Genomic DNA, 25483 nt, shown 5'->3' with positions numbered 1-25483 from the left:
AATCTCCGGAATAGGAAAAGACGGGTGTCGATCGGGTGGTGCGGTTCGGTCTGCTCAGTGGCGGGGTGGGGCCAAGGCCCGGTCGGGTGTTCGTTGGCGTTCTTGGTCGGGCAGTGAACTACTGCGCTGTGGCGCCTCCGGTGGTGGTTCCGCGCCAGGCGGCCCCTCGGTTGCGGGCGTTGCCTGATGGGTCTGCACCTCCACCTGCTCGCCGGGGCCCATCGACTCGATGAGCGGAACCGGGGCATCGGCTACGGGATCCAGCACTACCGGGGAGATGACTCTTGGCGCTGTGTTCAAGGTCTTGGTCGTGGGTTGGGGACAGGCGTCACCACGGCACAGCGCGAACGCGGCTTGCGCACCATGTCCGTGCTGGGCCAGCCGCGCCCAGGCTTTGGTGGCCACCGGTGCGGGCGGCTCGATGGCGCTGGGCGGCGCTGTGGTGCAGGCCGAGATGGCCAGACACGCGCACAGCGCGCAGCGGCGGTACAGCGCCTCGGGTGTCAAGCACCTCATGGCGAAACCCTCACGCGCAGGCCCTGGCTTTGCGCCACGACGGCGGTGGCCTTCTGCCGTGTACCCTGACCCACACCACGCGTTGACGGCAGATGCCGGTACACCTTCCAGGCATAGGCGGCCCTGGCTTGAGTGCAGGCATCCCCCTTGAGCTGGGTGCATGCTGCGTTGTAGGCACCCACGGCATTCCAGCTGATGCCGTGCCGGGCGAAGCTGTCGGCCATCAGCCACGCCCCCACCTGCAGGTTCACGCAGGGGTCGTACAGATCGGCTTCGCGTATGCCGAAGCCAGCCAGCCGGGGCAGGTGCCGGCTGTTGATCTGCATCAGGCCGATGTCGTAGCTGCCCGTGCGCCTCTCATGCGCGCGGTTCACCGCACGCGGATTCAGGCTCGACTCGGTACGGGCGACGGCGTAGAGCAACTCCGGCGCAATGCCGTAGCGTTGCGCCGCGGTGTCCCAGCACGTGGCCAGGGCTGAAGCGGCCGGCAGCATTGCCACCATGAAAACGGCAACCAAGCGCATCGAACACCCCCCAGTGGTTCAGGACAAGCCCGCTGCGACGCGGGCACGGGGTGGGACCGGCGTGCCGGTCAGGGTCTTGGCAGGTAAGTCGGGCAGGGGCCTGGAGGGTCAATGCGGGTGAGCGGCGCCTGCCGCAAGGTCATCGCTGGTGCCGCGGCGCGAGGTGGGTCAAGTGCCGCTCCACCATGTTCCGGCGTGCCTGGACCAGGACGGCTGCACCCGAGGCATCGTCCAGTTGGCAGAGCGCCACGCAGGCGGTGGTCAGCTGATCGAGCTGGAATTTGGGGTTGGGATGCCTGTTGGCAGGTGAGCATTGCAGGTCGTGCAGCAGCTCGAACTGGGGGCGCCACAGCGATTCGCGTCGGCGCGGCGTGGTAGGCGAGCGCATGACCAGCGCGGTTCCGAGAAAGCCGAAGATGCGTTCCGCGGCATTGTCATTGCCGAAGACGAGAGCCACGCAAGCGCTGATCAGATCCGGAATGCGGAACGTGGGAGCGACATTGCTCTCGCTGCGCAGGAGGGCATAGAGCCAGTTGTGCTCTTCCAGCCAGAGCCGTGTCTCGACCACGTCGCTGGTGTCGGCAGCGCCCTCGGCGGCCTGGCTTGCAGGGCTGGTGTTCGGCATGGCAATCAACATGACATGGGTCCTCGTGTCCTGGAGTTCAATGAACACGCGCATCAGCGCATGGGCAGAGAATAGGAGAGGGCGGTATGCAAGTCGCCCAGGAATGAAGCTCAACTCAGGGGTGTTTCGCAATCAGCTCGTTTTGATGTGCATTCCGTAGAGAACGCGAGTGGTGAGACTGACATGGGACTCAGTGATCCCCACTCTGATCGGCATCAGGGAGTGAGTCCTGAGAGGCGAACATGGGCAGACCGTCAATGACAGGTCCCTCGGAGTCGAAAAATAGCCACTCGATACCAGCACGGGCCGAGAGTCCCGCGATGAGCGCAAGATCAGTCTCGACAGGAATGCGGTGTGGCGGTGAGCCGACGTAGACCAGTCCTCCAAATTCGGTGGGATAGGCGTTCACCGACAGGTCATTCCGGTGCAGCTTTGCACGTGTGGCTGGCTGCAAATGGGACAATGAGAGAGCAGTGATGGATTCCGCCAACTCCCGGAGGCGTTCGATGCAGGCTGTGTTCATGGTCGTGCCCTCGACAGAGATGATGCATTGCGTCAATGCAAGACGAGTCCAGAGTTAACGGGAACCGTCCAGGATTAACGGAACGACAAACAACACCACCGGTCGCACGCTCTCCCACTGGCCGTGTATGTGGAAGATTGTCCGTGGTGTGATTGGCATCATATCCCCACCATGCGGGGATGCCCATTACCTCGCCTCGGCACGCCAACGACCCGGTGCTCATCGCACTGGGCGGTGCCATTCGCCGCAGCCGGCGCGCGCGAGGCATCTCTCAAGAAGAACTCGCACACCGAAGTGTCATTGATCGTTTCTACATGAGCAGCATCGAACGCGGCGGCCAGAATCCCGGGATCGTCTCGATCGCTCGCATCGCGAAAGCGATGGAGATGAGCATGACCGAACTGATGGCCGAGGCCGAGTTGTAGCGGGCAATGGCGCAGTCATGCGCGCCGATGAAAATGCATGATCGCACGGCCCAGCAGCACGGTCATCGCAATGGGCGAAGCGGCCAGCATGGCGGGATGCAATTGGATGGGCAGCACGAATGCGACCACCGTTGCCCAGCCGGTGATGATCAAGAGAGAGCACCACACGGCGAACATCTCCGGATCGTGCAGCAGAAACTCCTTCGACCGAACAACGCGCAGCAAGAAGCCGTCAATGCTGGCGGCCAGCATCAGAGGGATCAGCCAAGGCAGCCATTCCAGCAAACAGGAAAGGCGATAGCTCGCGAGCATCAGCAGCGCATCGACCGAGCGGAAGTAGGCGTTGTTGAACAGGCGCTGATTGACCGAGCTCATCTCGGAGGCGACCGCTTGGTTGGTGCCGTGGATCTTCGGAATGTCCCTCGGCGCTGGCAGAGGGCTGGCTTCGGCGGCATCGGACTGCAGGCGTATGGCGCGATCGAGCATTCGGTAGGCGGGTTCCGCTCCCCAGAATTCAACAGCCACCTGGTGCTCGCTGCGCATTTGGTCCAGGAATCGCTCGGGCGGATGCACGGCAGGGACGTACAGCACCAGTATGAGCAGCAGCACGAGGGAGATGACGGCGATGGCCCGGATCATGCGGCCGCTCCTCCCTGCTGCGCGTCCGCGTCAGCATCGATGATCGGAAAACGGCCCTTGATGATGCGGCCGCCCGATACCGATGCGAAGTACTGCAGGTTCGGCAGCTTGCCGAGAATGTCCGCCGGCACCACCTCCTCGAAGCTTTCGGTGAGCTGGGTCGAGTAGCTCGATGAGAAGTCACCGAGGTGGGTATCGGCCCCGTGGCTCAGGCCCACGCGTACCGTGTGGATCGCGGTCTTGCCAAAGGTCTCGACCACGAAGTCCTGCGTGGGCCGGTCCTTGGTGCGCAGCGCAATCAGGTTGTTCAGGTTGCCCAGCGCCATGCGGGCGGCATCCTCGCTGCCCAGGCGCCGCGCCAGGTCGGCCAGGGTCTGCATGGCGCAGGTGGCGAAGATGCCGCCCTCGGCGCCCTTGTTGAGGATCTCGATCAACGGTTGGTTGATGACGTTGCTGACCTCGTCCACGAACAGCGAGATGCGGCGGTAGGTGCCAAGGTTGTAGCGCATGCCGGCCCGGGCGGCCTGGTCGGCCAGTGCCAGCGCGCCGATTGCCGAAGCCACGGATGGGTCCGGCAGCGAATCCAGGCACATGTAGAGCACATGGCCGCCGCGCTCGATCTTCTCGAAGTTCATGATCGGGCGCGGATCGTCTGCATCGAAGGGATCGGGCGACAGGCTGCGGCCCAGGTCGCCCGATGTCAGCATCGAGAGGATCGGCAGCAGGTTCGCCGTGATCTTCTGGTAGTGCTCCCGGTTGTGCCGGAACGTACGCACCTGGGCATCGAGCACCTTGTTGCGCTGGTTCTGCGCGACGTGGTGCTCGTAGTAGGCGACGAATCCCATCAGGTCGGCGCTCGCCGCCTCGGAGGGCCTGCGCATGTTGCCCCGGTGCGCATCGTGCAGCAGCTTGCGCATCTCGGGCTGCTCGCGCCAGCCATGGCCCAGCAACTGCTCGTAGAAGCGCCGCAGCGAAGCTTCCAGCACCGGCTCGATCCCACCCTCAATGTACTTGGTGAGCTTGATGAGATTCGGCCGCTCTTCCAGTTCGACCAGGCCCTGCACCACCACGTTGACGGCGTCCCAGCCGAAGGCCGTGAACGCGCCGGCCGTGTCGGGCGGCATGATGGACTGGATGCGCGATGCGATCTCGGTGGGCTTTTGCCAGTTGAACGTGAAGTCCAGGCGCACACCGCGCTCCGGAAAGGCAGGGTGGAACTCCATGAAGGTGTCCGTCTCGCGGTAGTCCTCGCAGGCCCGCTCGACGACCCGTTTGAGGCGGCGGCTGTTCTTGGGGTCGATCACGATCACGACGTCGCCGCGGCGCACGGCCTGGGTGATCAGGTTGGCCAGCGCCACGCCCTTGCCCGACTGCGTGGTTCCCACCAGGAGCGTGCCGCCCTCGAAGTTCTGCAACGGTCGGCGCAGCGCATGTTCGGTCGGCTCTACCCCGTGGATGTAGGGCAGACCGATTTCCGCATCGGGCTGTGCGGCGCCACCTTGCCCGAGGGCATGCTGCAGCCACCCGGGCACCTTGAACTCGCGGTAGTCCACCTTGGCGAGTTCGTAAAGACGCTGCGCATGCACCGGTCTCCACTCGAAGCCGAAGCCCAGGAACACCTGGGCTGGATCGGTGCACAGGCGCCCCAGTTCCTGCGCGCTCAGCACTTGGATGCGGCGCCCGCCGAGGGATCCGCGCAGCCGCAGTATCCGTAGCGCCTGGGCCGTGCGCCGGCAGGCCATCAGCAAGCAGGCGGCAGCCAGTCCGAGTGAAGGAAGGACAGGCAATGGGCCGGCCAGAGCAATGATCGCGAAGGAGAGCGAGGCGGCGAGCCACACCAGTCCCGCATGGGCCTCGAAGGCGCGGCGCCAGGGCATTTCGTAGCGGCGTACCAGCATGTCAGCGGCCTCGCTGCTGTGCGGCGGTGGAGTCGGAAGGGGTGGCCGCTTGTTCCTCCGCAGCGAGGCCAAAGGCCGCAGGATCCAGGCCTTCGACGTGTGCGGGCGCGAGGATCACGCCTACCACGGTGGTGCCGCGGATCTGGCGTGAGACCGTGGGCGGGCCGCCTGGCTGCGGATGCCGGATCATCCGCGTATCGTCCAGAGCGCGGATCGCGATGCTGGGTTGTATGCCGCGGCATTCGAAATCGGCCAGCGGCACAAAGACGCCCTCGGCCACCGTGCAGCTATTCGATGCGGAGGCGCCGTCATTGAGGGTCGCCACGATGTCGGCCAGGGCTTTGCGCACGGCAGGGTTCAGGCGCATCGGGGCTCGCAGGCGGATAGCGGATGGTTCTGTCCCTGAAGGGACTGAAGCCGGTGCGTCAACCAGGGCGGGTGCCTCTTGCTGCCCAGTTTCGGGCGCGTCGGTATTGCCGGTGGCCTCCAGCAGCGACAGCTGTTCTGCTGGTGTGGCTGCCGCAGACACTTCGGGTGGGGACGTGGTTGGAGGAGAGGGCGCGGTCGCCGTGGCGGCAGGTGAATCTCCGGCTACTGCGGACTTCGTGTTGGCTGCCTGAGCCGGTGGCTTCGTTGGTGGTGAAGACGGAGCGAGGAGGTTTGTCGTCAGGGCGGTGGGTTGTGGATCAAGGCCAGCCAGCAAGATGGCCGGATTGGCGAGCTTCACGGCTTCGATCGCCGTCTTCGCTCCCGGCGGCTGGATGTCCCAGGTTTCGTGGCCGGCGCTGGCGGCCACGAATACCTTCGCCTCTAGCAGCAAGTCCAGCAGGGTATGGGGCGATTTCGGGATACCGACCAATTGGTCGCTTTCCAGCAGCGACAACGCATCCTCCGCGGCCCCCGGCCAGACCAGGAACAATCCCTCCGGCCCCAGCCAGACACGGCTCTTGTCGCGGTTCGGCGTCCACGCGGAATGGCCGGCGGCGAGGCGTCGCAGGGCGTCCACGAGGTAGCGCTCGAGGTGAGATCCATACTGGGGCTTGCCGTAGCGGTCTGCGCTCGCCAGCAGGTTGCGGTCGATGACCAGCGCCATCGACCGGCGCACGAGTTCGTCCAGAACGTTGTGCTCGCGGTACTGGGGGACACCCGCGATGCTGGCCAGCAGCTGCGGCACCACCAGGGAATTGCCCTCGCCCAGCATCTGCAGCACTTCGGCCGGGACGACATGGGTCAGAGCGAACAGGCCCACGCCCCGGGACTCTCGCGCATTGGCGCGCCAGCGCACGAAGTAGCGATCGGCTGCTCGCTGCTCCAGCCATGGAGTCAGGCCACCCAGGAATGCCGGCCATTCCTCGCCGTCCGCAGTGGTCACGATGAGGTGGGTCAGCGTCCGGTGCAGTTCGCTACATAGGCCGCCTATGAAGGTTGCGATGCGCCAGCGTGGCTCCAGTTCGCGGCGTTCGGAAATCGTGGCTCGGCCTGAGAAGATGTGCGCATCCGTGCCCTGTAGGCTGAAGAATGCCGTCTCTAGTCCGAGCTGCAGTAGACCGCCAGGCGTGTGGAAATAGTTGTCGGGGGTGGCCGGGAGCAAGTGCACGAAGCGTGCGTAGCCCTGAACCAGCGGCATCAGTTCGCGCTCGAAGGTGGCGCGGTCCGCGCCGAAGCACAACTTGATGCGGCCCAGAAGCGCTTGGTGGCCCGCGATGACTGCGGCCAAGGGCAGTGCTTCGAAGCCGGGATCCGAGGATGCGAACGGTTGTACGCCGGTGCTGGACGATGAGGTGCCGGGAGCCATCGAAGAATCTCCACGCCCGCGTGGGGCCATGACGATTCATTGTTCAGGAAGGGCTAGGTTTCGGCCGGTGGCAATGAAGACGAATTGGAGGGGGTTTCGCCATTGGCATCCGTGACTGGGCCAGGAACGGTCATCAGGTGCGCGATCAGCTCCTCTGAAGCCGGCGGCGGTTCGGGGAATGACGCGGTGAGGCGCGGATCGCGGGCGTGCCGATCGAGCAATTGGCAGAAAGGGCAGGGTCGTGCCGTCGTGTCGGCGCCTGCGAATGCGTCCAGGAACTCGCTGCTGCAGCGGGAACACGATGCCAGGCGGAAGCTGGGGGCCTTGGCGATCCACAAGCCCTCGGTATGCGCTGCGAGATCGAATGCCCGGTCGAAGCTGATGCGAGCCGGGGGCCGGTACATCGATTGGTAATAGCGGTACGCGCCAACCAGGGCCTCAGGCGCAGGAAAACCCAGATGGCGCATGCGCCGGAAGTTGGCGATGACGATGGAAGCCTCGATCCGTTGCAGAAGGTTCGCGTGGTGGTACCACTCGCGGGAATTCGGGGCCCTGCCGCAGGGTGGTATGGCGTGCGAATTGAACAGCAGGTGCAGCAGCTCGCGCGGGCGCAGTCCGGTGAGGTGGTGGATTGTCCGGATGCGCGCGCCCAATGCTGCGCAGTCGCGGGCCAGTTGCAGCGCCCGCATGCGCTGGCTGATCTTGGTGCCTGGCATCTATCGGGACACCTGGACGTGCATGGGCGGCGCAGGAAGGGGCGGACGCGCGGCGGCCAAGGTGCCCGCAAGCGCCGGCGGCGAGTCGATCAGCGCGACAAGATCGGCCCGCGGAACGAACAGGGAGGTCTGACCGACCGCATGCACCAGGCTCCAGACCCCGGCAGGTGTCAGGGTGCGCAGGCGCTCGGCCTGGGCCGCATGCAGGTTGAATTTGCGGCAGGTCTCCACCATGTCGCGCTCCGTGCCGATCAGGATGGCATGGAGCAATTGAAGGTTGGTGGATTGCACATCGGATAGAAGCAGGTGGCTCATGATCGTTCCTCGATGCCCCTCTGAAGGGGAGTGTTAACAATGTTTCACGGGTACTCGATTCGAATGGGGTGGTGGTAAGGTCTGAGTCAGCATATGCTGTCGACCATGAACTTGTGCGCATCAATTGCTGTGTTCACGAAGGCGGGCTGAATTCGCCACCGTAAAGGGCAAGGGTTGGCGGTCGTTTTCGAAACTGGCCACATCCGGTAACAAAAGTAGCGGTAAAACACACGCTTTTGACTTTTTTCGGCGGGAGGTCGTGTGACTGCCAAGACAACGTCGTCGAGCCGCGCGGTGCCACGCTTGCCAGTGGATCGGCGTGGAAGGCTGGAGGACAGCCGTGCAGTGAGCCGCGCAGGGCGTTCCTTTGCCGCATCCCTCGACGGTGATCTCGACTTGATTCCTGGTGTGCGTGACCGCCTGCAGGCCAGGCTGGTCGCCATGGGCATTCCCGCCGACAAGACGGTTTCGCATGTGGCCGGGATCACGCAGCGCGCGGCCCAGAGCGTGCGTCGATGGTTCGATGCCAGCGAGCCTGGTTTGCCGGATCTGGAATCGTTTGCCCGGCTGTGTGCGGGTCTGGGTTGCAGTGCGGACGAGATCATCGGCGCGCTGCGGCCCCACGCTGACGATGAGGTCCACTGCGCCCAGCTCATTCAGGTGGCCAACTGCATCCAGGCCATCACCGATTCTCTGGCCCACCATGGCCAACTGGGCATTCCAATGCAGGTGCCCGGAGACGAAATGGCGCCCCATCTGAAGGCAGGTGATCTGGTGTTCGTCGATTCGGCGGTGACGCAACTGGCCGGCAACGGAATCTATGCGTTCAACTGCAACGGCAGTCTTTTCATCCGGCGGGTGGAACGGCGCATGGACCGGAGCATCGTGCTCAAGTGCGACAACAAGGCCTACCAGGACTACGAGTGGACAGGGGCAACAGCGGCCGCAAAGCGCCGCGTGGAAATCCTAGGCAAGGTGCGCAGCGCCATCAGCGTGAAGGTGTTCTCCTGACACCGGTGTGCGCAGGAGCGTGAAACGGGCGGAAGGGGCATCCCCTCCCGCCACGGTTCATCTATAGGCCGTTGACGCCGCTCATGCCGCTTCGGCGAGCGGCTTCCATTCGGCAGCCGTCAACTCGATCAGCTTGCCACCCAGCGCTTCGAACTCGGTCGCCCGGTCGTAGTCCTCGACTTCCTGGCTGAAGTGGGTCACCGCGTTGACCAGGCCGTAGCCTGACATATCGCCTCCGGCCACCAGATGGCGCAGCACGCCCGAGCGTTCGGTGTCGTTCAGCGTGTAGCGCTGGGCAAGCACCTCCACGCTTTGCACCGGATCGCCTGTCAGCTTGATGCCCATGGTCTTTTGCATCTTCACTGCCGCTTGCCGGAATGTCACGTCCGATACGGCGGCTTGCACGACGTCGCGCACCTTCAGGAAGAAGGCCTTGTCGTCGGCCTGCAAGGTGTCGTCCTGGTAGATCGTCACGCCTTCATCCTCTTGGGCGAGCGCGCGGCCGACGTGGGTCTTGCGCAGCGCCCGGTCGGCGACGATCAGGCCATTGCGGCACACGAGGCGGAACAGCAGCGGCTGCACCGACAGCGTCCCTTGGCCGACCTCGGAGTTCGAGATTGCGATCCCGGCCTGCACGATGTCGCCGGGGGCCATCTCGAACTTCAGCTGCGGCGTGACGCACTTGAGGTACATGCGCGTCTCGGTCAGCTCCACCGACTCGAACTGAATGTCGTGCAGGCCCTGCAGAATGGGCAGGACATGCTCGGCCAGGTCGTAGTTGTCCAGGCGGCGAAAGCGGTCGGACAGCACGGCGCGTACGCGGCCATCGAGCGTGCGCAGCAGGCGGCGGTCGCCTTCGCTTTGCAGCCAGGTGTTCACATTGCGGTCCAGCAGCACGGGCTGGTTCTCGCGCATGCGCTCGAAATAGGCATACGGGATGCTCAGTTTGTCGGCGAGCTGGCGCCGGGCCAGCGGCGTGACGCCGTAGCTCGTGGGCCCGCCGGCTTCTTCGATGACGAGGGTGGTGCCGCCGCCCTCGCTGGTGCTGTGGCGCACCAGCGGCGAGGGCACCACCAGATCCTTCTTGGTATCAAGCTGGCGCTGTAGTTCATGGGCCAGGCTCACCAGGGTACGTCCGCTTCTCATGAGAATCTCCTTTGGGGGAACAGGAAAAAGCGGGGACGGCAGAGCCCCGACGGGGATGCATCCCCGCATGGGCCGATGAAGGATCGGCGTACGCCAATCCACGATGGCGCAATCGAATTGCGCGAAAAACTCCAAGGCTGCCTTCGCCGCACGATGGGTGTCGTGAACGGCCTGGTCTGGCAGCGACCAGGGGGAGAAACCTTTTCGGTGCAGGCGCTGAGCGAACCCCTCGAACCTGCACTGAAAAGGTCCGGGAGTGGGCGAACCCACCCCCGAAGCAAGCATCACGCGGCGCGCAGCACCGTGGATTCCTGGCGCTGCAGCCACACATCGGCCCAATCGGTTCCCGCCAGCTTGGGCAGGAACACCTGAACCGTTCTCGGGCCGCTTTGCGCCTCCTCGCGCTTGACCCGGCGCGCCAGCGCATAGGCACTGGCCTGCCCTGTGAAATCGCCGTCGGCATCGTTGTCGCCATAGATGCACAGGCGCCTGACGGTCTCCGGGATCCAGAGCTTTTCGAGATTGCCGGCGCTCAGGGCGCTCCACACGGGCGTGCCGGTGGCCAGGAAGACCGCGATCGCGGTCTCTATGCCTTCGCACACGGCAAGTTCCTCCGTCGCCTCGGCCAGCCGGATCGCGGCCCCGACGAAGCCGCTGCAGAGCACCTTCTTCGCATCGGGTGCAGCCAGCTTGCGGCCGGCGTGCAGATAGGTCCGGTGCAGCGTCACGGCGCCCTGGGCATCCCGCACGCTGGCCAGCATGGCCGGGTATTCAGCCACCTTGCGCGCCTTGGTAGCACCCTCCTTCTGGTAGTAGCCCAGGGCAGGGTGGAACCGCAACGAGGCTGGGTACTGGCTCAAGGCCAGTCCACGATCGCGCAGGTAGCGATCCACCTCGTCGCCCAGCGTCACCGGTCGGGCTTCATTCCAGATGCGCTGCACGAGCTTTTTCATGCGATCCGGCGAGGCTTCGCCAGCAGGTGCCGCAGGAGGCAGCACGCCGACCAGCTTCTCGACGGCACACAGCGCGGTGTGGAAGTCCATGCCCTTGCAAGCCTGCAGCAGCTTGAAGCCGCCGCCTGGACCGCACTTGCGGCAGTGGTAGTTCCCTTCGCCGAACTTGTCGGTGTACTGGAAACGGTCCACACCGTCCTTGCAGACGGGGCAGGGCATGGGCTTGCGTTTGAGCATGCGCTCGTCCAGGCCCAGGGCTCCCAGGATCTCGGTCCAGCGGCCGTGAGCGCGCCGCTTCACGTCTTCCACGCGGGCAACGCATTCAGCGTTCTGCATGGCCGTCTCCGCTGGATGCGAGCGCCTCTTCTGCGCCGACCAACTCCACTGAGCATCCCGGCATGTTGCCAACACCCACGGTCACCTCGAAGCGCCGGCCGTGCAGCAATGCGTACTTGCCAAGGCCGAGCTCGGACAGCAGCGAGCTGAGCGCGGCGACCGGATCGGTCGACCGCAGCCTGCGGATCAGGTCGGCAAGCGCCATGCAATCGGCCTCGGCGTCGTCTTCGCGGTACTGATCGTTTCCATCGACGAAGTCGGACATCTGCCGCATGGTTTGTCCCGAGACTTCGTTGGCGGGAATCAGGAGATTGCCGTCGTGGCATACCCCGTCATCCACGAGGATGGCCGCGTGCCCGCCAATGCGGATACCTGACCGACTCGCAAAGGACGACCTGTGGCCAGACCCAGCGGCCCTCCAACGTGATGCGCGCGGTTTCACCTTGCGGTTCGACCACGGCTGTCTCCAAGTCCGGGTAGTGGACATGCGGATGGAGCCAATGGTTGCTGTCCAGGCGGTAAGCCTCAGTGAGCAGCCACTGCTTTTGCCGGGCCAGCATCCAGTGCGCGGCGTTTTCCTCGCTGACTGCTCCCATGGACACCAGCGTGACCTGACCGGATTCGATGTCTGCGCGGCTGGGGGCTACGGTGGCGGGCTCGAGAAAGCCCTGCTGTCCGTAGTGGGTCTGGAAGGGGTAACCCGAGATGCATTGGAACAGCGTGGCAGGCAACTCGTCCAGGTCATTGAGCAGATCTTGATGCTGCCACTGGAGCATCACATCGAAGTAGGTTGCGACGAAGTCCTGCGGCTTGAGCTGGGTCTTCGCCACCTCGAGGATGCTGCGCCAGGACTGCTTGATCTGGGCATCGACCCGCTTGAGCTGCTGGTCGGCGTCGATCAGTTGATCCCGATCGGGGAGCCTGGCCATGAACTGCTGCGGGTCGAGGTGAACGACATTCACGGAGTCCGCCTGGAAGTACCTGGGCCGATGGACGCAGAAGCCCTGAAGGAACACCAGCGTGGCGTAGGTGGCCTTGCCGTCGCGGTTGCCGCTGACATGGATCGCGCCAATCGGCGTGGGGCTCAGTGCAATCTTGTCTTCGGCATAGCGGCGCACCATCGGCGTGCCGTTGAACACCACGTCGACCGGGAAGCCCTCGCACAGTGTCTCCATCTGCTTGGCGAGATCGCTGATCTCGACGCCATGCAGTTCGATGGCCGTGCCGTTCACGACGCGCCGCGTGGTGGTGACGTCGAAGGACTCGCGCTGCAGGGCGGCCGCGGTATCAATGTCCACCTGCTGGCGTCTCGATGCGGCCACGATGCGTGCGGCCGCGTAGAGGCACTTGGTGAAGCCGACGCCGAAGGGATGCTCCTGGCCGGCCAGGCCCTCGTCCCAGCCGGATTCGTGAAAGCTCAGCAGCTTCTGAAAATCCTCCACGCCGCAGCCATCATCCATGACGCGCAGCACCCGATCTTCGGGACGGTGCTCGACGGTGATGTGGTGCGCGCCGGCGCGGCGGGCATTCTGCAGCAGCTCGGTGACCAGCGTGAACCGGTCCGTGAAGGCATAGCGCTGGTTGCGCAGTGCGCCTTCCTCGTTGAAACGGATCTGGATCTTCATGGTGATCTCCTGAATGGCCAGCGCCCGCCCGCACAGCGAGCGAGCCCGCTGGCGGGGTGAAAGAAATCAGGCGGTGGCGCCGGATGCGCCAAACGCGCAAGACACGCGCGGCACCGGTGCCGTGAACAACTGGCCGCAGGCGAGGGCCTGGGCCAAGCTGTGCTGAGAGAACTCCCAGGGCAGCAGGTGCTGGCAATTCAGTACGTCGCCGCTCTCGTCGAGGCGCTCGACCTTGAATCCGAGCGGATGCCAGTGCACCCGGTAGGACAGGCGGTCGGCTCCGGCGATGACAAAGCTTCTGCCGGCCTGGCCGGTGAGCACTTCGCTCTCCTTCACCAGGTACTCGATGTCGCCCAGGGCCTGGACCGTGAGCAGGGCGGCCGGGCGGCTTGGTGTGCGTGCGATGTGGTTCATTTTTCGATCCCTTCGTGATCCTCCGGCCGCCAGGCCGGTGGGGTGTGGGGTTCAGCCCGGGCCAGGCGCGCAGGCGTTGACTCGAACTGCGGCGTGGCGCAGGACGGCGGATCGTCCTGGCGCATGGCTTCTTCCATGGCGACGGCATCCTGGTAGTCCAGGTGGCCGGCCAGGCCGTAGGCGAAGAAGATCGCCAGCAGGCAAAGAACGTTCTTCATGGCGGACTCCTTTCGGACGGGGTTGATGGGCAGTCAGGCGAAGAGGTCGCCCTCGCTGGCGAAGCGCCTGACTTCTTCGTTGATCCATTGCGGGTTGCGGGCCAGTCGCTCTTCCACCCAGTCGGGGTGGTCCACGATGGCCTCGCGTACCCAGGTGGGGTAGCGCTTCAGGGTCTGCTGCAGCCAGTGGGGGATGGCGAGACGGATGAAGTCGCGCACTTCCTCGACATCGACCAGGCCGCAGTACGGCAGGGGCGACAGGGGGCTGCAGCCCACCACGCGCAGGCAGGACACGAAGCTGAAGGGCCGGAGGTCCTTGTCGCGCTCGGTGAAGACCCAGCGCAAGGTGTCGAACTTCTCTTCCAGCGGTGTCTCGGGATCGGCCAGGCGGCCGATTTCCTTGAGCAGCCGCCAGTGAAGCAGCACGACGTCTTCCTCGCTCCATTCGATGGGAGAGCCTTGGTCCGCATCCAGCGAGGCCAAGGCTGTGGCCGTTGTGGCCGCCGAGGCATCGGTTTGAAGCCTGTCGAGCAAGACGTGGAAGAAAGGCCGCGATGGCTCGGAGTAGACGGAGGAAGCAGCTCGGAACTTGGGTGCGACGCTGGGGTGCAGCATGGTTGGCTCCTTGGAGAAAAACAGGAGCCAACGCACCAATCAAGGGGCGATGAGCCCCAAGGGGTGGATGGGTGGACGGATCCGCGAGACGGATCGGAGATTCCTGGGCTGGCTTGGGTCACGGCGGGATGCGCCATGGGGCCGGTGTGCCAGCGACCGGCGGGGGAAGCTTTCGGCGCCAGGCCGAGGGCATTGCTACCCTCGGGGCCGGCCTCGAAAGCCGCCTGCGGGAAGCGCTACGTGGAGACAGCGATCCCGCGCATCGCGCTCAGACCGTGTCGATGGAAACTCCAGGGCTTGCCAGGGGTGCAGGGCCAGCTACTGCATGCTTCGCACAGTAGAGGGCCGCCCCTTGCGCGTCAATGCCTGAGGTGCAGGCAATGCGCGCCAATGCCGAAAGCAGCCTGACTTCGTGGCCGTTTCGCGTGGCGACCCGTGGCTGCATGGCCGATCATTGATCCGGGCAGCGCTGCCTCAGGAGAACTCGATCATGGCCGACATTGATTTCGTCAAGCACGACCAAGGGGGGGTCAACGCCCGCATCCTCGCGAAGGAAACCAAGGCCGACTTCCGCCGCGTCGAAGCGGCTTCGTTGAAGATCAAGGCGAGCTTTGCCAGTGCCGAGGGCAAGCGCCTGTTCATCCGCTACTTCAACACCTTCCAGTTGGGCATTCATTTCATCTCGGTGATCTCGCGCACCCGGCTGAACCACGACGACGTCAGCAAGGTCGAGGCGCTGATCCGGTCGCAGATGGACAAGGTTGCCGAGGATCTCAACAAGGCGATCGACGGTGCCGAGGCCCTGTTCCATGCGAATGGCATCACCAGCACCGCGACCTACGACACCGTCCCTTTGGATCTGGAGGTGGGGGTGCTCTCGTCGAGCAGCCGCCGGTATCTGGAAATCCTGGGCAAGCTCGATCAGCTGATGCCGCTGCTGCAGACGCTCGAGATCCACGAAATCATCACCCAGCAGGCCGTCGATGTCGAACGGGCCGCGCTCAAGCGCAAGGTGCGTGACGTGGCGAACGGGGCGCGCAACCTGGCGACACGCCTGCGGCGGGAGATGAATGCGCTCGACGCGCGCCGCACTGCCGGTGATGCTGGAAGTGCGGGCGAAGCGGAGAGCTCCCAACCCGGCGAAGCGCCGCCAGCAGACGATGTCGCAGCCAGTCTCCTGGTGGAGGCCGACGCAGCGCAGGGCGTGGCTGGGGCCGACGACATCGCACCACCTTCGTCTTCAGAGGCCGACGCCGTCACGGTGGATCCGGCATAGCATCGTGACGTCTCCACGGACAACCGGCTGCGCGTGGGGCCGTTTGCCCGCGCCGCGTTGAATGCAGCCGGTACGGCATGGGCCTGCGCGGGTAAAGTGATGCACAGGGGCTGAGATTGCACCTTCGCCCCGCAGTCCACTTGGCAAGCCAAGTGCGTCGCAGTCGTCACCTGCCTTCAGGCCGCGTTCCCACTCGGCCCCATGTATTGAACACTGTTCCTGTTGCTCTGCGCTTTGCGGCCGGAATGTGTTCGTGATCTGCTGATTCAAACCTCATACACCCATTGCCCTGTGCCTGAATGGAACGCCTGCACAGAGGTAGGAGTCCTGCGTTCCTCGGCAGCGAAAGCCTTTCAAGACCGACTTCGCTGCGACAGAGCTGGTCATGCCCCTGCACCTTTGGCATTCGCCAAGACAAGGAATGATCATGCAAGTTACCTCGACCACTTCTCCCGCTGCGCCCGCCGGACTTCAGGCGCAGCGGCCCAGGCTGCCCGATACGGGATTCGTCCGCCAGAAGCTGCTGCTGAGCTTCGTCCCGTTTTCCAAGTCCACGCTTTGGCGGCGTGTCAACGAAGGGGTATTCCCCGCCCCGATTCGCCTGTCGGTTGGGATCACGGCATGGCGCGTAGAGGATGTACGGCGATGGATTGCCGAGCAGGATTGAACGACTGGCGTGTTCCGGCTGCAGTGGATGCGTGAGCAACCGGAACCTCAGGCGACGGTCAGAGGCGCTGGCCCGATGCTTTGGGAGGCAGTGACGGCATCGGATTGGCGGTATGCCAATGCCACGCGTTTGAAATTCCGCCAGCGAGAATCGCTTTTTGCTTCAGGGCCCGGTCCCTTGGGTTCATGAATTCGCTGGTCAGATGCAAAGGGACGAGTGTGGTGCCGCAGTCCAGCAGCAGAGCATTGGGGAAGGCTGCCGCAGCTTTGGCGTCATAGCGCAACGGTTTGAGAAAGCGCCGCCTTTGCGCGATCAAGGCATCGACGAGGGGGAGTTCGTGGATGCCATCCACGGGAATCCACTGCTCGCTGACCAGCATCAGACTGGCAGCGTCGATCTCGTAGGTGAACTCCCGCCGGGCGTGGATCAGCGCCGCCATGACGAGCCGGACGGGGTGGCCGGAATCTGCATCGCGCGCTTCCAGCAGGGCCGCGTAGGTGCGAGCCAGGCGATCCCACGCGCGTGAGTCCATCAGAAGCGGAGCATCCGGCATGTGGCGGATCCAGATGCGGCAGCCGTTGTCACCGCGCTCGCAGGTCTTGAACTCGCCGATCACCAGCGCGAGCGGTGCCTGGCCGTCATGGGGTTGCAGCACTGCCAACTTGGCACGCCGACGCCGCGCGATATCAGCCTTTGCGGGTTCGCTGAAGGGCTCGGGGACGTAGAGCCTTTCGGCCAGGCACTTGCCCTTGACCTCGATCTCCGCAGCGGCTTCGAGCAGGTACTTGCACAGCACCCCTTGATTGCGTTTCCCGGACATCGCCGGTGTCCACCGGTTGAAGCCCGCCCGTTCGAACAGGAAGTGCGTGACGGCTCTGAGGGTCATGCGCCTGCGCGGTACCGAAACCTCTCCCGGCTCGTCCGGCTCGCCGCGCGCCACAGCCCGCCTATGAACGCGCGTCCACGGAAAGTCGACGCGAAGCTCGACATGGCCCGGATGCGTTTCGAGCACGGCGTCGCCCACCAAGTCACCCAGTCCCGAATAGGCGTTGTCGGGCTCATACGATGGGCACAGTGGATGATGGGACTTGCCGGTGTCCGGCATTCGTTTCACGAGGTATTGACGGTGCCGTGCCACGTACATCTCGACCCCATCGGGCACGCACAGGCAACGCGGCCGTTCCGCCGTGTCATGAATCTGGGCGAGGGCCTCTTGCAGGCCCGGATCGGTGATCTGCCAGATCTGGCCACGGATGGAGAATCGTTGCTCATCCGGGGCCGGAACGGCTGTGATCCCGTTCATGGCCGCTACACCAGATCGGTGGTCAGGGTGTCCAGCGATGGCAGACGGCGGGGGAATTGCTCCCGTACCGCACTGCGGTCGGCGATGCCCAGCAGCAGTCCTATCTGGGATTCGTCCGCGCCTCTTGCATAGAGGCGGTCGGCCACGGTATGGCGGACCGTGAGCGCGGTCACCTGCTTGAGTTCGGCGTAGCGGAAAAGCTTGCGGTAGGTTTCTTGTATGGCACGGCACCGGAACCGCTTCTGGCCATTCGACCCATAGGGCTTGATCTCGAAGCCCTGGCCATTGGCGGACAGAAAGAGCCGGCTGGCGGGGTCGAGTCCTCGGTACCACCCGCCTGAGCCCAACCCCTGTCGGGCGGCAACGCGTTCTGCCAGGTAGGCGTTCAAGGCTTCCTCGAGCCGCGTGCTGCAGAAGAAAAGCGGACGCTCCTTCCCGGTGATGGCGACCTCGGGCCGGACAGACGAGATTCGGCGCACCGTGCCGTCGGCATGGAGATAGTCGCGGACTTCAAGGCGAGCGATCTCCAGCGGCCGGGCGCCCGTGGCGAGCAGGATGTAGTAAAGGGCGAGATCTTCGTGGGGCTGCTGACTGCGCCCTCGAATGCGCACGGCACCTGAGCTGATTTCCTGATCGGTGAGAACGCGAATATGCCGTGCATGGGCAGGTGGTTCGGTGCCCAGTCTGTCCAAGGCGTCGTGGATGGCGTCGCGATGCAGCCGGAGACGCCGAACGAAGGTCGCTCCCTCGGCATTCAGTCCCGCGATGCCGGCGGTGGAGGCGACATGGATGGCGACGGCCTTGATGCGCCGTTCGACGGCCGTGCGCGTGATGCCATGTCGGGATGCGACGGCGTCGTAGGTGTCACCGTTCAGAACGCCACGCAGCATCGCGATCGCGAGCGCCCAGGAACTTTGCGGTGTTCCCTCTTCGGGTTCGATGGTTTCCTCCACTTGCACGCTATCGCTCCTTGTTGCTCCAGCTTGGCCATGGATCCATGCTGAACAGTTGCTTGACTGCGCGCCAGCCGAAACCGCGGCGAAATGCAGGGGGTTTCGGCATCAGCCAAGTGTGTGCCCTGTCCGTCAACGCTACGCCTTGGGCAATCTTGAAGATTCAACTCGGGAATGTTGGGTCTATCGGCTTACAGCTGCGCGATCAGCTGCAAGCCGGTGCCAAGGGTTGATGACGGCCATATGCGCGAGAGCATGAACCATCGGAATGTCCCGATGTTCATGAAGGAGCACTCCATGGCACAAGCCATTATCACGGTGCAGGGCGGACCGGACTCCTTGCCGACCTTGCTGGGCCAGGCCCCCGCGCGCATCCCCATCGGCGGCAAGATCCGCCCGGGCATCATGGTGCTCACGCGCAAGGCGGCCGAGCAACCCGAGGCCAAGGCCATCTACACCCAGGGCGTGGCCGAAGGGCGATCGTTCGAGGCGATCGAGAGGGCGCTGGCACAGGCGCTGCCCCAGCTCAAGTCCCCGCTGGTGCCGCGCAACGTACCGTGGTTCACGGTGCGCGGAGTGGACTTCCCCAACCCGGAAATCGCGCGCGAGATTCTCGACACCTACGGCGAGGATCGGGGGCAGGGCCATCGGCTGTACCGCTTCCCGGTCGTTTTCCCGTCCGACCACTGGCAGACCGTGATGCCGCACGAGCTGGCGGCTTGGAGCACGCACGAAAAGCGATTCTGGTCGCAGTATTCGCCCGATGGGCTGGTGCGCCACTGCATGCGCCATGCACCGGTGCCGGTGGACCACACCGGGCGGCGCACGATCCGCATCTTCGGCGGGCGCAAGACCATGCCCCGGGAGGAAAACGGCGGCATCTGCAACCCGGAGTCTTGCCCCGAATACCAGGCCCGCCAGTGCAATCTCACGGGCCGCTTCCTGTTCTTCATTCCCGGCATCCGTTCGATCAGCGCGTTGGAGCTGCCCACCACGAGTTTCTACGCGATGAGTGCCGCCATCCAGCGCTTCCAGGCCATCGCCCAAATGCGCGGTGGGCGCATTTCCGGATTCCTGGGACGCGACCGCACGACCTTCTTCCTGACCAAGGTGCTCAAGGAGGTGCCGCACATCGATGACCAGGGACGGGCGGTGCGCGTGCCCCAGTGGATCATCGTGCTCGAGGCACCCGTGGACGTGACGGCGCTCCTGCGCGACCACGAAGACGAGGAGGCGATCGTCCAGCAAGCCCGCCTGGCGACCCAGATCCTCGACGGTACAGCAGTTGGCGGGCAAGGCCTTGACGAGGTGCAGACGCGGGCAGAGGAGTACGACATTGACGGTTCGGAGACGGCGGAGCCGTCCCCGGGCCGCCCGACGCTGGAGCAGTTGCTGGCGCGCGTGCGGGGCATCGGTCTGCCGGTGGAGCGCTACCAGGCCTATGCGGATCGCCGATGGGGCCGTGGCTGGCGGGTCAACCCGCATGGCAGGGGCCGGGCCTGGGATGAACTGGAGCGCTACCGTAACGATCCGCGGGGCTACGCCGACAAGATCGACGTCGAGTTGCGCGCGTCGGCGTGAAGGAGACGACCATGCGCATTGCCCATTTTTCCGACTTGCACTACGGCAGCCGGACGCTGGCCGAGGCGGACCTCTGCTTCGGCGCGGCCATCGACCGCGCGGCGTCGCTCGGCGTCGACGCCGCCGTCATCTCTGGGGATGCCACCGACCATGCGCTCGACCTGCACGCCCCGGCGGCCCGGCGGCTGGTGGAGCAGGTGCGGCGGCTCGCCGATCACTGTCCCGTGCTGCTGCTGCAGGGAACCTACTCCCACGAGCCGCCGGGCACACTCGGGATCTTCCGGGCGCTGGGCGGCCGCCATCCCATCCATGTGGCCGAAGGCATCGGGCAGGCGGTGCTGACGCGCGGGCGGGGCTGGCAGCGCTCCCCCGACTGGCGCTTTGAGGTGCTGCCCAGCGATGCCGTCGCCTTGTTTTCCTGCCTGCCGACTGTCAACAGGGCAGAGCTGGCGGCTGCGGTCGGGGCGGTGGATGCCGCCGAGGCCGTTGGCGAGCACCTGGAGCGCCTGCTGGCCGGCTGGGCGCCCACCCACCGGCTGGCGCGCGGTCGGGCCCTGCCCACGATCGGCGTGTCGCACGGGACGGTGTTCGGCTGCGTGAGCGAGCACGGCGTGCCGATGGCGGGCTTCGACCACGAGTTCACGACTGGCGCGCTCTTCGCGGCCGAGGCCCAGGCCTTCATGCTTGGCCACATCCACCGGCACCAGGCCTGGAGCAGACAGGGTGACCGAGGAGAGCAGCTCATCGCCTATCCTGGGTCGATCGGTCGCTTCCACTACGGCGAGGAGGGCGAGAAGGGTTTTCTGGTCTGGGAAGTCGGTGCCGACGATGCGCGCTGCACGCTGGAAGCCACGCCAGCGCGCCGCACCGTCGACATCGTCTTCGAAGGGCGCCCGGATCTTGACCAACTGCGAGACGCAATCGCGCGCCAGGACGTGACGGGCGCCAGCGTGCGCGTGCGCTGGACCGTCGCGGACGAGGACCGCGGCGCGGTCGACCGCGAGGCGATCCAGCGCATGCTGGCAGGCGCGGCTGAGGCCAAGTTGGAGGGGCGCATCGTACCTGTGGTGCGCACGCGCGCGGCCGGCATCTCCCAACTGCCACACCTGGAAGACAAGCTGCGCGCCTGGGCGAAGGTGGCCGAGGTTCGCCCCGAACCCCTGCTGGCCTGCATGGCCGCGCTGGACCACGCGCAGCCCGAGGTCATCGCGGCAAGGCTGATCGGAAGCGCTACGGACTCAACGTCCTCGACGTGCCATGCGCTGCAGGAACCGCTGAGCGAACTGGTCTGAGGATCCGCCGTCCCAATCCGGGACGGCTGTGCGCGATGGGGACAGGCCGGTCAGCGCAGCGTGTCCAGCAGCGTGGCCGCCACCTTCTCAAAGTCCCCGAATGCCTGCTCGAATGCCGGTGTGCCACCGCCATAGACCAGGGGCAGCAGGTTGCCGGTGAATTCCGCCTGGATCTTCGTATCCGCACGGGCTTGCCGCAGCGCGCCGCTCAGCACCTGATGGGGTGCCGCGGCAAAGTCCGGGAACTGGACGCCAAACTCCTTCTGGTCGCCCGCGACCAGCACGGGGAATGCCCGCCGGGCATCGGCCAGCACTTCGGGCTGGCGCTGGAGAATGCTGTGCACGTCGTACAGGTGCCGTACCAGGGCCGTATCCCAGGCTTGGCGCATCAGCCCGGCGCGATGCTGGGCGTAGCGGCGCAGGAACGAAAGGACTTTCTCCGCGACCGTCTCGGCCACGGCGACCACCAGCGCCTCGAAGGCTGGATCGCTGCGGCCGGCGAGCTGGTCGGCCAGTGTGGTGATGCGGCAGACTTGCGCAGGCAGAACCGGGGTGCGTGCCGTCAATTCGATCTGCAGGTGAGGGCGCAGCCCCGCAGCGGAGCCATAGTGCCGCGCGTAGCTCCATTCGCTGCAGAAGTACCGGTTCTCGTTGAAGGCCAATTCCTTGGCGGGGTCTTCGACCAGGCCGATGCCGGCCAGCGTTTCGGTCACCAGGGCTTTCAGCGCGGAAAGCCGGCGGCGGGTTTCCGCGCGGGAGGCCTGACCGGCATCGGGGAGTACGACCTTCAGATCCGCGTCCTCGGACATGCGTTCGATCAGCCCATAGGCCTTCGACAAGCTGGTGCCGCCACAGAACACCAGCTGCACGCCTTCGGGCTGCAAGGCGAACAGGGCCCGCAACGCATCGGTCAGGTGCTCGTCTTTTTCCAACAAGCCCGCCGTAATCCCGCCAGGCGCCGCTTCCGCGACCAGCGCCTCGATCAGTTCCCGCCGCTCGGGCGCCAGTACCCTCATGCGTGTTCGTACTGGATCGCCTTGCCGTTGAAGCCGAGCTTGCGGGCGATACGGCGCCGTCCGACGTTGAAGACGATGCCCGCGGGCACCTGGGTGCTGCGCCCGGCGTTGTACTCCTGGGTCAGGCGGCTGGCCATGACGGCCACTCCCAGCTTATTCAGCGCCTCCGGGGCCAGAACCTCCAGCGGCCGTACCGGAATGGGCTTGCCGGTCAGCACGCTCGGCTTGGCCTTGGCGTAGACGCCCAGGCCCAGGCGCACCAGCGTGCCGTCCATCAGCAGTTCGCGCAGAGCGCGGCCCACCTGCGCAGCACTGCCGAACTGATCGAACTCGCTGCGCAGGAGCACGTCGTCGCTGCGGTTGGCAACAGAGCGTTTGATGCGGTTGAGTGTGTTCATGGCAGCGGAGCAGTGGATCCTTGGAGGGCTATTTTACCTCTCTTGCAGATTTCCGTAAGTTGCTGTCTGTAAAAGGGATTTTTGATCTTGACTCGCTCATTTTCTGAAGCATCCGTTCGATGGGCGACAGAGAAGGCCATCGGCGCTTTCAAGCCCTTGATCTCCGCCGGCCTCACGGGAAACTGGATTGCACCAATCCATGGAGATCATCGCCATGCAACTTCTTTCCCTGACCCTCAAGGGCTTTCGCGGCATCCGCGATGGCCTGGGGCTGGATGTCCTGACCCTGGACTTCGAGGCCCTGTGCGATGGGGCCGAACTGGTCGCCATCGCCGGCGCTAACGGGCGTGGCAAGACCACGGTACTCGACAACATGCACCCCTACCTCACCATGCCTTCGCGCGCGGCAGCGGCGGGTGCGGGCGGCTTCAGCTACTACGACCACGTCTTCCTCCCGGAGAACGAGAAGGATCTGGTCTGGGCCTTGGAAGGGCGCAGCTATCGCTCCCAGATCGTGATCCGGCTCAATGGCCGGCGCCGGACGGAAGCCTTCCTGTTTGTGCTCTCGGATACGGGAGCATGGCGCCCGGTCATCTTGGAGGACGGCACGGTATCGGACGGCAAGGTGGACACCTATACGCGCTGCGTAGAGCATCTGTGCGGCAGCGCCGATACCTTCTTCACCTCGGTCTTCGGCGCCCAGGGCAAGCGCCAGCTCAGCGACTACCGCAACGCGGAAATCAAGACACTGCTGGCCGACCTGCTGGGCCAGGAGCACATCCGCGAACTGGGCCGCAAGGCTGGTGACACCGCCAAACTCCTGAAGGCGGGGTTGGCAGCGGTGCGGCAGGATGCGCTCGGCATGGAAGCCGAGGCCAGCCGGTTGGCGGCCGCATGGGACGAAGTTGCGGATGCACCGGCCTTGGCCGGACGAGCGCAGGACGCCGTGACGGCCGCGGCCACCGAACTGGAAGTCGCTCGGCAGGTCTGCGCCCAGGTCACCGCGCAGCGTGACCACGCCCGTGAGGCCGATGCCCGGCGGGCCCAACTGCTCGCGGAGCGGGAAGCGGCGCAGACCGTTGCTCGCAGCGCGATGCAGGAGCTGGCGGATCGGGAGACCGGCGAGGGCCTGCGGTTGGAACGCCTGGCCCGGCGAGTAGCTCAGCGGCAGGCCCAGGCCGGACAGCGCAGGGAGCGTCTGGAGGGCGTGCAAGCGCAGTGCAATGCCTTGCTGGCTAGTGAACCTCTGGTGCGGCGCGCGGTTCGGCGCCTGCCGCTGGCCGAGCACCTTCTGGCGCAGCGCGCGGAGCGTGTTCGTCTGGCGAGGATTCAATTGGCAGACCGGGAGCAGGCCCGCGGCCAATTGCGGATGCTGGCGCAGCGGGTCCAAGGCATCGAGCGCGAGGCGGGGCAGGCGGCCCTGCAGACGCAGGCACTGCGGCGCCGTTTCGGCCTGACCGCCGAGGTGCCCTGCAGCGGCATGCCGCTGCAAGGGCGCTGCCAGTTGCTAGCCGACGCTCGCGAAGCCCAGGCGCTGATTCCCAGCGCCGATGCGGTGCTGCAGCGGCTGGCCGACGAGAAGGCCGGGGTCGAGCGTGAGGGCCGGGCCGTCAAGGCACGCGTCTTGGCCTTGAATTCCGTTGGGGCCCAGTTGGAGCTGTCAGAGCGGAACCTGGAGCGTGCACGGGGCCGGGCATCCACGCTGGCGCTGCTTGCAGCGAAGGCCGACGACATGGAGGTGGCCCGGCAGCGTCTTGCCGATGCGCGGGACGAGCTGACAGGCCTCGGTGTGGCCGGCGGCGAGGACGGTTCGGCCGAAGCCCGCGCAGAGCGGGAGGAACGGGAAGCCATCACGGCGGCGATGCAAGCCATCGGCACACAGCGGCAACAGCAGTCGGCCGGACTGCAGCAAGCGCTGGCCCGACTGGATGGCGTGCTGGCAACGCTGCCCGAGCCCTTCGACCACAATACTCTGTCCGCAGCGAATACGGCCCTGGATGACGCCGTCACCGTGCACGAGGCCGCGCAGCGCGCCCATGTGCAAGCCCTCCAACAGGTGCAGAGCCTGGCCGCACTGCACCAGCAGCGGGAAGCATTGTCCGAACGCCAGGCGGCGGCCCGTCGGCGCAGCCAGCTTATCGAAAGCGCCATCGGCGACTGGACCCTGCTGGCGCGCTGCATGAGCAATGACGGCCTGATCGCCCTGGCGATCGACGACGCGGGGCCGGCCTTGTCGGCTCTGGCGAATGATCTGCTGCTGGCCTGCTACGGCCCGCGCTTCACCGTCTCCATCGTCACGCAGGCGGAGACCGTCAAGGGGGAGAAGCGGGAGGATTTCGACATCGTGGTGCACGACGCCGAATCAGGGGAAAGCAAGAGTGTGCGGCTGATGTCCGGAGGGGAGAGGGTCTGGATCAACGAATCCCTGGTGCGGGCCGTGGCGCTGTACCTGGCGCAGACCAGCGAGCATCGCTATGAAACGCTGTTCTCGGACGAGGCCGATGGCGCGCTCGATCCGGAACGCAAGCGCATGTTCGGAGCAATGAAGCGGGAGGTGTTGCGGCTCGGAGGCTACCGGCGCGAGTTCTTCGTCTCGCAGACGCCCGAGTTGGCGGGCATGGCAGATGCAGTGATTGACCTGGAGGCGCTGCGGATGGACGCCGGTGCCGTTCCCGTCGGGTAATGGCGATGGAGGTGGGCCAG

At 65.3% G+C, this 25483-nt stretch carries 26 protein-coding genes; 7 read left to right on the top strand and 19 right to left on the bottom strand.

All coding sequences use genetic code 11. The features are described 5' to 3' along the window. Window positions 1-512 precede the first annotated feature (512 nt). From ALIDE2_RS16560 to ALIDE2_RS16550, 3 genes are all read right to left on the bottom strand, one after another. Entirely contained in the window at window positions 513-1019 is a 507-nt protein-coding gene (locus tag ALIDE2_RS16560) for a lytic transglycosylase domain-containing protein (RefSeq protein WP_238530037.1), read from the bottom strand. A 160-nt stretch (window positions 1020-1179) separates the two neighbouring features. Next, window positions 1180-1677, bottom strand: a complete 498-nt coding sequence (locus ALIDE2_RS16555) for a hypothetical protein (RefSeq protein WP_013722656.1) — start codon at window positions 1675-1677, stop codon at window positions 1180-1182. Between the two features lie 178 nt (window positions 1678-1855). Continuing rightward, window positions 1856-2188 (bottom strand): DUF5983 family protein, encoded by a 333-nt coding sequence (locus ALIDE2_RS16550; protein ID WP_013722655.1) that lies wholly within the window; start codon window positions 2186-2188, stop codon window positions 1856-1858. A 179-nt stretch (window positions 2189-2367) separates the two neighbouring features. Here ALIDE2_RS16550 and ALIDE2_RS16545 point away from each other — a divergent pair, with 179 nt between their 5' ends. Continuing rightward, window positions 2368-2613 (top strand): helix-turn-helix domain-containing protein, encoded by a 246-nt coding sequence (locus ALIDE2_RS16545; RefSeq protein ID WP_013722654.1) that lies wholly within the window; start codon window positions 2368-2370, stop codon window positions 2611-2613. A gap of 15 nt (window positions 2614-2628) precedes the next feature. Here ALIDE2_RS16545 and ALIDE2_RS16540 read toward each other — a convergent pair whose 3' ends face one another. The 5 genes from ALIDE2_RS16540 to ALIDE2_RS16520 are packed head-to-tail and all read right to left on the bottom strand — an operon-like array spanning window position 2629 to window position 7976. Then, complete coding sequence (locus ALIDE2_RS16540; RefSeq protein ID WP_013722653.1) at window positions 2629-3252, bottom strand: IncC plasmid conjugative DNA transfer DtrJ family protein; 624 nt, start codon at window positions 3250-3252, stop codon at window positions 2629-2631. Next, a complete protein-coding gene (traD, locus tag ALIDE2_RS16535; protein WP_013722652.1) occupies window positions 3249-5150 on the bottom strand; it encodes a conjugative transfer system coupling protein TraD in 1902 nt (633 codons plus the stop codon). The genes ALIDE2_RS16540 and traD overlap by 4 nt, the downstream gene beginning before the upstream one ends. 1 nt (window position 5151) lies before the next feature. Then, window positions 5152-6945: a MobH family relaxase gene (gene mobH, locus ALIDE2_RS16530; protein ID WP_013722651.1), complete on the bottom strand. Its 1794-nt coding sequence runs from the start codon at window positions 6943-6945 to the stop codon at window positions 5152-5154. A 53-nt stretch (window positions 6946-6998) separates the two neighbouring features. After that, window positions 6999-7661 (bottom strand): FlhC family transcriptional regulator, encoded by a 663-nt coding sequence (locus tag ALIDE2_RS16525; RefSeq protein WP_013722650.1) that lies wholly within the window; start codon window positions 7659-7661, stop codon window positions 6999-7001. Then, the gene (locus ALIDE2_RS16520; RefSeq protein ID WP_013722649.1) at window positions 7662-7976 is read right to left on the bottom strand and encodes a hypothetical protein; all 315 of its coding nucleotides are present in this window, start codon (window positions 7974-7976) and stop codon (window positions 7662-7664) included. 345 nt (window positions 7977-8321) lie between these two features. Between ALIDE2_RS16520 and ALIDE2_RS16515 the strand changes: the two genes are divergently transcribed. Then, window positions 8322-8987 (top strand): S24 family peptidase, encoded by a 666-nt coding sequence (locus ALIDE2_RS16515; protein WP_238530036.1) that lies wholly within the window; start codon window positions 8322-8324, stop codon window positions 8985-8987. 81 nt (window positions 8988-9068) lie between these two features. Here ALIDE2_RS16515 and ALIDE2_RS16510 read toward each other — a convergent pair whose 3' ends face one another. The 7 genes from ALIDE2_RS16510 to ALIDE2_RS16485 form a co-directional block, all read right to left on the bottom strand. Continuing rightward, window positions 9069-10133 (bottom strand): DUF932 domain-containing protein, encoded by a 1065-nt coding sequence (locus ALIDE2_RS16510; protein ID WP_013722647.1) that lies wholly within the window; start codon window positions 10131-10133, stop codon window positions 9069-9071. 284 nt (window positions 10134-10417) lie between these two features. Beyond that, complete coding sequence (locus ALIDE2_RS16505) at window positions 10418-11422, bottom strand: DUF7146 domain-containing protein (protein ID WP_013722646.1); 1005 nt, start codon at window positions 11420-11422, stop codon at window positions 10418-10420. Then, entirely contained in the window at window positions 11409-11687 is a 279-nt protein-coding gene (locus tag ALIDE2_RS25480) for a hypothetical protein (RefSeq protein WP_238530035.1), read from the bottom strand. The genes ALIDE2_RS16505 and ALIDE2_RS25480 overlap by 14 nt, the downstream gene beginning before the upstream one ends. 67 nt (window positions 11688-11754) lie before the next feature. Beyond that, the gene (locus ALIDE2_RS16500) at window positions 11755-13047 is read right to left on the bottom strand and encodes an ATP-binding protein (RefSeq protein ID WP_238530033.1); all 1293 of its coding nucleotides are present in this window, start codon (window positions 13045-13047) and stop codon (window positions 11755-11757) included. 66 nt (window positions 13048-13113) lie between these two features. After that, entirely contained in the window at window positions 13114-13461 is a 348-nt protein-coding gene (locus tag ALIDE2_RS16495) for a hypothetical protein (protein WP_013722645.1), read from the bottom strand. After that, window positions 13458-13679: a hypothetical protein gene (locus ALIDE2_RS16490; protein ID WP_013722644.1), complete on the bottom strand. Its 222-nt coding sequence runs from the start codon at window positions 13677-13679 to the stop codon at window positions 13458-13460. The genes ALIDE2_RS16495 and ALIDE2_RS16490 overlap by 4 nt, the downstream gene beginning before the upstream one ends. Before the next feature lie 33 nt (window positions 13680-13712). After that, on the bottom strand, window positions 13713-14294 hold the full coding sequence (locus ALIDE2_RS16485; protein ID WP_013722643.1) for a hypothetical protein: 582 nt from the start codon (window positions 14292-14294) through the stop codon (window positions 13713-13715). A gap of 490 nt (window positions 14295-14784) precedes the next feature. Here ALIDE2_RS16485 and ALIDE2_RS16480 point away from each other — a divergent pair, with 490 nt between their 5' ends. Together ALIDE2_RS16480 and ALIDE2_RS16475 are read left to right on the top strand one after the other, a co-directional pair. After that, complete coding sequence (locus ALIDE2_RS16480) at window positions 14785-15570, top strand: AcaB family transcriptional regulator (RefSeq protein WP_013722642.1); 786 nt, start codon at window positions 14785-14787, stop codon at window positions 15568-15570. A gap of 427 nt (window positions 15571-15997) precedes the next feature. Next, window positions 15998-16237 (top strand): helix-turn-helix transcriptional regulator, encoded by a 240-nt coding sequence (locus ALIDE2_RS16475; RefSeq protein ID WP_013722641.1) that lies wholly within the window; start codon window positions 15998-16000, stop codon window positions 16235-16237. A 58-nt stretch (window positions 16238-16295) separates the two neighbouring features. Here the strand turns inward: ALIDE2_RS16475 and ALIDE2_RS16470 are convergent, their stop codons facing one another. Continuing rightward, window positions 16296-17540, bottom strand: a complete 1245-nt coding sequence (locus ALIDE2_RS16470; protein WP_013722640.1) for a DUF1173 domain-containing protein — start codon at window positions 17538-17540, stop codon at window positions 16296-16298. A 5-nt stretch (window positions 17541-17545) separates the two neighbouring features. Continuing rightward, window positions 17546-18499, bottom strand: a complete 954-nt coding sequence (locus ALIDE2_RS16465; protein ID WP_013722639.1) for a site-specific integrase — start codon at window positions 18497-18499, stop codon at window positions 17546-17548. A 291-nt stretch (window positions 18500-18790) separates the two neighbouring features. Here ALIDE2_RS16465 and ALIDE2_RS16460 point away from each other — a divergent pair, with 291 nt between their 5' ends. Continuing rightward, entirely contained in the window at window positions 18791-20074 is a 1284-nt protein-coding gene (locus ALIDE2_RS16460) for a recombination directionality factor (protein ID WP_013722638.1), read from the top strand. An 11-nt stretch (window positions 20075-20085) separates the two neighbouring features. Next, window positions 20086-21366, top strand: coding sequence for a metallophosphoesterase family protein (locus ALIDE2_RS16455; protein ID WP_013722637.1), 1281 nt, complete (start codon window positions 20086-20088; stop codon window positions 21364-21366). A 50-nt stretch (window positions 21367-21416) separates the two neighbouring features. Here ALIDE2_RS16455 and ALIDE2_RS16450 read toward each other — a convergent pair whose 3' ends face one another. Together ALIDE2_RS16450 and ALIDE2_RS16445 are read right to left on the bottom strand one after the other, a co-directional pair. Beyond that, on the bottom strand, window positions 21417-22382 hold the full coding sequence (locus ALIDE2_RS16450) for a nucleotidyl transferase AbiEii/AbiGii toxin family protein (protein ID WP_013722636.1): 966 nt from the start codon (window positions 22380-22382) through the stop codon (window positions 21417-21419). Further along, complete coding sequence (locus tag ALIDE2_RS16445; RefSeq protein WP_013722635.1) at window positions 22379-22780, bottom strand: DUF6088 family protein; 402 nt, start codon at window positions 22778-22780, stop codon at window positions 22379-22381. Before ALIDE2_RS16445 ends, ALIDE2_RS16450 begins: the two co-directional genes overlap by 4 nt. A 199-nt stretch (window positions 22781-22979) precedes the next feature. Between ALIDE2_RS16445 and ALIDE2_RS16440 the strand changes: the two genes are divergently transcribed. Continuing rightward, window positions 22980-25463: a DNA repair protein gene (locus ALIDE2_RS16440; protein ID WP_238530032.1), complete on the top strand. Its 2484-nt coding sequence runs from the start codon at window positions 22980-22982 to the stop codon at window positions 25461-25463. Window positions 25464-25483 lie beyond the last annotated feature (20 nt).

Source organism: Alicycliphilus denitrificans K601 (genome assembly GCF_000204645.1).
Taxonomy (GTDB): domain Bacteria; phylum Pseudomonadota; class Gammaproteobacteria; order Burkholderiales; family Burkholderiaceae_C; genus Alicycliphilus; species Alicycliphilus denitrificans.
This window is presented reverse-complemented; position numbering and strand designations above follow the sequence as displayed.

Excerpts from the sequence above, each read along its gene's own strand:
- ALIDE2_RS16560 (WP_238530037.1), bottom strand. The coding sequence starts at position 1,019 with ATGGTGGCAATGCTGCCGGCCGCTTCAGCCCTGGCCACGTGCTGGGAC.
- ALIDE2_RS16555 (WP_013722656.1), bottom strand. The coding sequence starts at position 1,677 with ATGTTGATTGCCATGCCGAACACCAGCCCTGCAAGCCAGGCCGCCGAG.
- ALIDE2_RS16550 (WP_013722655.1), bottom strand. The coding sequence starts at position 2,188 with ATGAACACAGCCTGCATCGAACGCCTCCGGGAGTTGGCGGAATCCATC.
- ALIDE2_RS16545 (WP_013722654.1), top strand. The coding sequence starts at position 2,368 with ATGCCCATTACCTCGCCTCGGCACGCCAACGACCCGGTGCTCATCGCA.
- ALIDE2_RS16540 (WP_013722653.1), bottom strand. The coding sequence starts at position 3,252 with ATGATCCGGGCCATCGCCGTCATCTCCCTCGTGCTGCTGCTCATACTG.
- traD (WP_013722652.1), bottom strand. The coding sequence starts at position 5,150 with ATGCTGGTACGCCGCTACGAAATGCCCTGGCGCCGCGCCTTCGAGGCC.
- mobH (WP_013722651.1), bottom strand. The coding sequence starts at position 6,945 with ATGGCTCCCGGCACCTCATCGTCCAGCACCGGCGTACAACCGTTCGCA.
- ALIDE2_RS16525 (WP_013722650.1), bottom strand. The coding sequence starts at position 7,661 with ATGCCAGGCACCAAGATCAGCCAGCGCATGCGGGCGCTGCAACTGGCC.
- ALIDE2_RS16520 (WP_013722649.1), bottom strand. The coding sequence starts at position 7,976 with ATGAGCCACCTGCTTCTATCCGATGTGCAATCCACCAACCTTCAATTG.
- ALIDE2_RS16510 (WP_013722647.1), bottom strand. The coding sequence starts at position 10,133 with ATGAGAAGCGGACGTACCCTGGTGAGCCTGGCCCATGAACTACAGCGC.
- ALIDE2_RS16505 (WP_013722646.1), bottom strand. The coding sequence starts at position 11,422 with ATGCAGAACGCTGAATGCGTTGCCCGCGTGGAAGACGTGAAGCGGCGC.
- ALIDE2_RS25480 (WP_238530035.1), bottom strand. The coding sequence starts at position 11,687 with ATGTCCGACTTCGTCGATGGAAACGATCAGTACCGCGAAGACGACGCC.
- ALIDE2_RS16500 (WP_238530033.1), bottom strand. The coding sequence starts at position 13,047 with ATGAAGATCCAGATCCGTTTCAACGAGGAAGGCGCACTGCGCAACCAG.
- ALIDE2_RS16495 (WP_013722645.1), bottom strand. The coding sequence starts at position 13,461 with ATGAACCACATCGCACGCACACCAAGCCGCCCGGCCGCCCTGCTCACG.
- ALIDE2_RS16490 (WP_013722644.1), bottom strand. The coding sequence starts at position 13,679 with ATGAAGAACGTTCTTTGCCTGCTGGCGATCTTCTTCGCCTACGGCCTG.
- ALIDE2_RS16485 (WP_013722643.1), bottom strand. The coding sequence starts at position 14,294 with ATGCTGCACCCCAGCGTCGCACCCAAGTTCCGAGCTGCTTCCTCCGTC.
- ALIDE2_RS16480 (WP_013722642.1), top strand. The coding sequence starts at position 14,785 with ATGGCCGACATTGATTTCGTCAAGCACGACCAAGGGGGGGTCAACGCC.
- ALIDE2_RS16475 (WP_013722641.1), top strand. The coding sequence starts at position 15,998 with ATGCAAGTTACCTCGACCACTTCTCCCGCTGCGCCCGCCGGACTTCAG.
- ALIDE2_RS16470 (WP_013722640.1), bottom strand. The coding sequence starts at position 17,540 with ATGAACGGGATCACAGCCGTTCCGGCCCCGGATGAGCAACGATTCTCC.
- ALIDE2_RS16460 (WP_013722638.1), top strand. The coding sequence starts at position 18,791 with ATGGCACAAGCCATTATCACGGTGCAGGGCGGACCGGACTCCTTGCCG.
- ALIDE2_RS16455 (WP_013722637.1), top strand. The coding sequence starts at position 20,086 with ATGCGCATTGCCCATTTTTCCGACTTGCACTACGGCAGCCGGACGCTG.
- ALIDE2_RS16450 (WP_013722636.1), bottom strand. The coding sequence starts at position 22,382 with ATGAGGGTACTGGCGCCCGAGCGGCGGGAACTGATCGAGGCGCTGGTC.
- ALIDE2_RS16445 (WP_013722635.1), bottom strand. The coding sequence starts at position 22,780 with ATGAACACACTCAACCGCATCAAACGCTCTGTTGCCAACCGCAGCGAC.
- ALIDE2_RS16440 (WP_238530032.1), top strand. The coding sequence starts at position 22,980 with ATGGAGATCATCGCCATGCAACTTCTTTCCCTGACCCTCAAGGGCTTT.